This is a genomic window from Dysgonomonas sp. 37-18 (assembly GCF_001899125.1).
In the GTDB taxonomy this organism is placed as follows: Bacteria; Bacteroidota; Bacteroidia; order Bacteroidales; family Dysgonomonadaceae; genus Dysgonomonas.
The window spans coordinates 1-2156 of record NZ_MKVC01000014.1 but is presented as its reverse complement, the minus strand read 5'-3'; the positions used below and the strand labels follow the sequence as shown (position 1 = coordinate 2156).

Sequence of the window (2156 nt, the reverse complement as noted above, 5' to 3'; positions counted from 1 at the left end):
ACCCGACAAGGAATTTCGCTACCTTAGGACCGTTATAGTTACGGCCGCCGTTTACCGGGGCTTCAATTCAATGCTTCTCTCGCGATGACATCTCCTCTTAACCTTCCGGCACCGGGCAGGTGTCAGGCCATATACGTCTAATTTCTTATTAGCATAGCCATGTGTTTTTGTTAAACAGTTGCCTTCCCCTATTCTCTGCGGCCCGCCGAAGCGGGCACCCCTTATCCCGAAGTTACGGGGTCATTTTGCCTAATTCCTTAACCGTGATTCACTCGAGCGCCTTAGTATACTCAACCCAACTACGTGTGTCCGTTTTAGTACGGGTGCCGCAAGGATATGCTTAGCGGGTTTTCTTGGCAGCTTGCTTACCTGCGCTATCGCCCCGCCCGAAGGCTCGGCGTACTTTCAGGTTCGGATCTCCGGCCGGATTTGCCTGGCCGGATCGGCTCCTACACCCTTCAACCTACTATTCCGTCAGTAGGCGGCAGTGCCACTCCTGCGTCGCCGCGTCGCTCCTTGCGTCAGTAACGGAATATTAACCGTTTCGTCCATCGGGTGACTCCGTTAGGATGCCCCTTAGGCCCCGACTCACCCTGATCCGATTAGCGTTGATCAGGAAACCTTAGTCTTTCGGCGGGGGGGTTTCCCACCCCCCTTATCGTTACTCATACCTACATTTGCTTTTCCAGAGGCTCCAGAAGGGATCAATCCCCGCCTTCCACGCCGCTGGAATGCTCCCCTACCGATATTGAATATCCCACGGCTTCGGTAACATGCTTATGCCCGATTATTATCCACGCCAGACCGCTCGACTAGTGAGCTGTTACGCACTCTTTAAATGAATGGCTGCTTCCAAGCCAACATCCTAGCTGTCCGTGCAGTCCGACTTCGTTAATGCAACTGAGCATGTATTTGGGGACCTTAGCCGGTGGTCCGGGTTGTTGCCCTCTCGGACGCGGACCTTAGCACCCGCGCCCTCACTCCCTGCATAGAAGTTGCACCCATTCGGAGTTTGTCTGGACTTGATAGGCGGTGAAGCCCTCGCATCCAATCAGTAGCTCTACCTGATGCAACTAAAAACAGAGGCTGCACCTAAATGCATTTCGGGGAGTACGAGCTATCTCCAAGTTTGATTAGCCTTTCACCCCTACCCTCAGCTCATCCGGAAGCTTTTCAACGCTTATCGGTTCGGCCCTCCATCTGGTGTTACCCAGACTTCAGCCTGGCCAAGGGTAGATCACTTGGTTTCGCGTCTGCCGCCGCTGACTCAAACGCCCTGTTCGGACTCGCTTTCGCTTCGGCTGCGCGCCTCATGGCGCTTAACCTTGCCGGCGACGGCAACTCGTAGGTTCATTATGCAAAAGGCACGCCGTCACTGGACTAGCCAGCTCCGACCGCTTGTAGGCACATGGTTTCAGGGTCTATTGCACTCCTCTGTCCGAGGTTCTTTTCACCTTTCCCTCACGGTACTGGTCCACTATCGGTCTCTCGAGAGTATTTAGCCTTACCGGATGGTCCCGGCAGATTCACGCAAGATTTCTCGTGTCCCGCGCTACTCAGGATACCGCTAGGCCGGGCCGCCGATTCGTGTACGGGGCTATCACCCTATACCGCCCCACTTTCCAGAGGGTTCCACTTCGGCGGCGCCGTGCCACGGCGCGGTCCTACAACCCCAGACATGCCTGGACATGACTGGTTTGGGCTATTCCCGTTTCGCTCGCCACTACTAAGGGAATCATTGTTATTTTCTTTTCCTGCAGGTACTTAGATGTTTCAGTTCCCTGCGTTAGCCCGCCGCGTAAGCGGCGTGACAGGCTTTTCGCCTGACGGGTTGCCCCATTCGGAAACCTGCGGGTCGAAGGTCATTTGCACCTTACCGCAGCTTATCGCAGCTTATCGCGTCCTTCATCGCCTTCGAGAGCCAAGGCATCCCCCATGTGCCCTTTCCTACTTTCTTATTCTTTCATTACGTCACTGTTATTGCCCCGGACCCCGCAGCATTGCTGCGGCAGGGGCCCGGCGCATCTCTACGCTTTGTATATATTTCACCATGTCAAAGACCGTTATCGCCCGTAAGGGCGAAGTGCGGAGAACCCCGGAATCGAACCGGAAGAAGCCACGCCCCCAATGCTTAAGAAGCCCGGGCGTTTCCCCCA

1 rRNA gene is annotated in these 2156 nt (G+C 55.2%); it reads right to left on the bottom strand.

The features are described 5' to 3' along the window. A 23S ribosomal RNA gene (locus BGO84_RS05640) occupies positions 1–1957 on the bottom strand; the annotation flags it as partial. Between the last annotated feature and the right edge of the window lie 199 nt (positions 1958–2156).